The organism is Intestinibacter sp. (genome assembly GCF_022780145.1).
GTDB lineage: Bacteria > Bacillota > Clostridia > Peptostreptococcales > Peptostreptococcaceae > Intestinibacter.
Genome location: NZ_JALEXO010000326.1, coordinates 1 through 2,839, shown reverse-complemented (window position 1 = coordinate 2,839; position 2,839 = coordinate 1). Strand labels below are relative to the sequence as shown.

General features: G+C 32.6%; 3 protein-coding genes. 2 read left to right on the top strand and 1 reads right to left on the bottom strand.

Features of this window, described 5'->3' with window-relative positions; translation table 11 throughout:
* Positions 1 to 284: DUF6483 family protein (locus MR593_RS12270; protein WP_290693398.1), on the bottom strand; the 284-nt coding region annotated here is incomplete at its 3' end.
* Between the two features lie 178 nt (positions 285 to 462).
* Between MR593_RS12270 and proB the strand changes: the two genes are divergently transcribed.
* Both proB and MR593_RS12260 read left to right on the top strand, forming a co-directional pair.
* Positions 463 to 1,272, top strand: a complete 810-nt coding sequence (proB, locus tag MR593_RS12265; RefSeq protein ID WP_290693395.1) for a glutamate 5-kinase — start codon at positions 463 to 465, stop codon at positions 1,270 to 1,272.
* A 12-nt stretch (positions 1,273 to 1,284) separates the two neighbouring features.
* On the top strand, positions 1,285 to 2,523 hold the full coding sequence (locus tag MR593_RS12260) for a glutamate-5-semialdehyde dehydrogenase (RefSeq protein WP_290693391.1): 1,239 nt from the start codon (positions 1,285 to 1,287) through the stop codon (positions 2,521 to 2,523).
* Positions 2,524 to 2,839 lie beyond the last annotated feature (316 nt).

The window sequence follows — 2,839 nt, the reverse complement described above, 5'->3', positions numbered from 1 at the left end:
TCCAAAGTCTTATCATCAAGTCTATTCAAATTAGTATAAAAATCAATGCCGACTCTCAAATACTCGATATTGCTTCTGTCGACCTCGTCGAACAATAAGTTCTCTGCCTCATTGATTTTACCTTCTGAAACTAATTTATTCAATTTATTATATAAAATATCAGTTTCGCTTTGAGCATTTTCCTCAGGGATTTCATACACTACCATATCTTTATTGAAAAAAAGCTTTGATAGTGACATAGCCAAACTTTCTATTTGTCTAAGTAAGTAATCTTGCTTAAGCATTTTATCATCTCCTCGATTATATTTTGATATAAATATTATACACTATAAGTTAAAGATAAGTTAAAAAAATTAATAATGAACAATTATTTAAAAAATAATAATAAAATATGTGTTATAATAAATATTAATATTTTCAAAAATATATTATGAATAGAAACACAGTAAGGAGATTTAAAAAATGGGCTTTCGAGAAAATGTAAAAAATGCAAAAAGAATCGTAGTAAAGGTAGGGACATCGACTTTAACTTACGAAAATGGACAAATTAACTTAGGCAGAATTGAGAAATTAACAAGAGTTTTATCTGATGTAGTGAACTCAGGAAAAGAAGTAACTTTAGTGACATCTGGAGCAGTAGGTGTTGGAGTTGGCAAATTGAAATTGAAAGAAAAGCCCACAAATATTAGAGAAATACAAGCATTAGCATCAATTGGACAATGTGAATTAATGCATATATACAGTAAGTTTTTTGGAGAATATTCTCATACAGTAGGTCAAGTGCTTTTGACTAGAGATGTAATAGAAGACGAACATATCAAAGAAAATGTATGTAATACTTTTGAACTTTTATTAAACAAGGGGATAATCCCTATAGTAAATGAAAATGACACAGTTTCAATAGATGAGCTAGAAAATATAGCGAAGTTTGGTGATAATGACAACTTGTCAGCTATAGTTTCTGTACTTATAAATGCAGATGTATTGATTATATTATCTGATATAGACGGTTTTTACGATAAAAATCCAAAGGAAAATGAAGATGCGCATTTAATAAAACAAATTGATGAGATCACTGATGAAATAGAGGCTTGTGCAGGTGGCGCTGGTTCAAGCTTAGGAACTGGTGGTATGGCGACTAAATTAGCTGCAGCTAAGAAGGCTAATAAAGCAGGTGTCGATTTAGTTTTAGCGAATGGAGAGGATCCAGCGATTATTTCTGAAATATTATCAGGGGAAGAAATAGGAACTTTATTTACTGCGAAAAAATAGGAGGTACGATTTATGTTAATTTCAATGGGAAAAAAGGCAAAAGAAGCTGCTTACGAATTAGGAATAGCTTCAACTGCACAAAAGGATCAGGCGTTAACTTTTATGGCAGAGGAGCTGATAAATGCAAAGGAAGAAATAATAAAAGCAAATGAAATAGATAGACAAAATGCTATCGAAAAGGGAATATCTGATGCTTTGCTTGATAGATTATCACTTGATGAAGGCAGAATAGAAGGTATGGCAAATGCTCTTTTAGATATAGTAAAATTAAAGGATCCAGTGGGCGAAGTAGTAAATATGTGGCAAATACCTAATGGACTTCAAATAGGACAAAAGAGAGTTCCAATGGGGGTTTTAGGGATAATATACGAATCAAGACCTAATGTAACAAGCGATGCTGCGGGACTTTGCTTAAAATCAGGAAACGCGGTTATACTAAAGGGTGCCAGCGACGCTATAAACTCTAACAAGGCTGTAGCTAAGGCGTTAGTCGAAGGTATAAAGAGAAGTGGATTGCCAGAAGCTTGCGTGCAATTAGTTGAAGATACTTCTAGAGAAACTGCAACTCAAATGATGAGACTTAATGATTATATAGACGTTTTAATTCCAAGAGGTGGAGCAGGACTTATAAAAGCAGTTGTGCAAAATGCCACAGTTCCAGTAATTGAAACAGGAACAGGAAACTGTCATATTTATGTAGATGAAAGTGCTGATTTTGAGATGGCGAAGGCGATAGTTTTAAATGCAAAGGTTCAAAGACCAGGGGTTTGCAACGCTGCAGAAAAATTATTAGTTCATGAAGCTATAGCAGATGAATTCGTGCCAATGATAGTTAAAGCGTTGAGAGATAACGGAGTTGAAGTTAGAGGCTGCGAAAAAACTCAAGCTATAGTAAACGACGTAAAAGTAATCGATGAACCAGAATGGGGAGTTGAATACTTAGATCTTATAATAGCTGTAAAAGTAGTAAAAGACGTGGACGAAGCTATAAAACACATAAATAAATACAACACAGGACACTCTGAATCTATAGTCACTGAAAGCTATAGAAACAGTCAAAAATTCCTACAAAGAGTAGATGCAGCTGCTGTATATGTAAATGCTTCTACAAGATTTACTGATGGTGGAGAATTTGGATTTGGTGGCGAAATCGGTATAAGTACTCAAAAGCTTCACGCTAGAGGACCTATGGGACTTAAAGAACTTACAACTACTAAATATATTATATTTGGTGATGGTCAAATAAGATAATTTGATTGTTTATAAAAATAATGAATCGAAAATAGAGTGGCAGATGATGTTGCTCTATTTTTTTATAAGCAATTGTAAATATACTCAACTCATAACCATTATGAATATGTTAAATGATTTTGTGAGATTATGTATGAAATAAATTTTGTTGGGACATAATATAACCAAGAATTTATATAAAAGTAAAAATATTCAAGATTAGTGATTTGTGTTATGAATTACCTAAATCAGGAAGAGGTGCATTATGTTTCGACAAGAACATTCAAAGATGTTTAGTTCTAAAAGAATTAGATCAATGGTAGAGAATTTAGATATA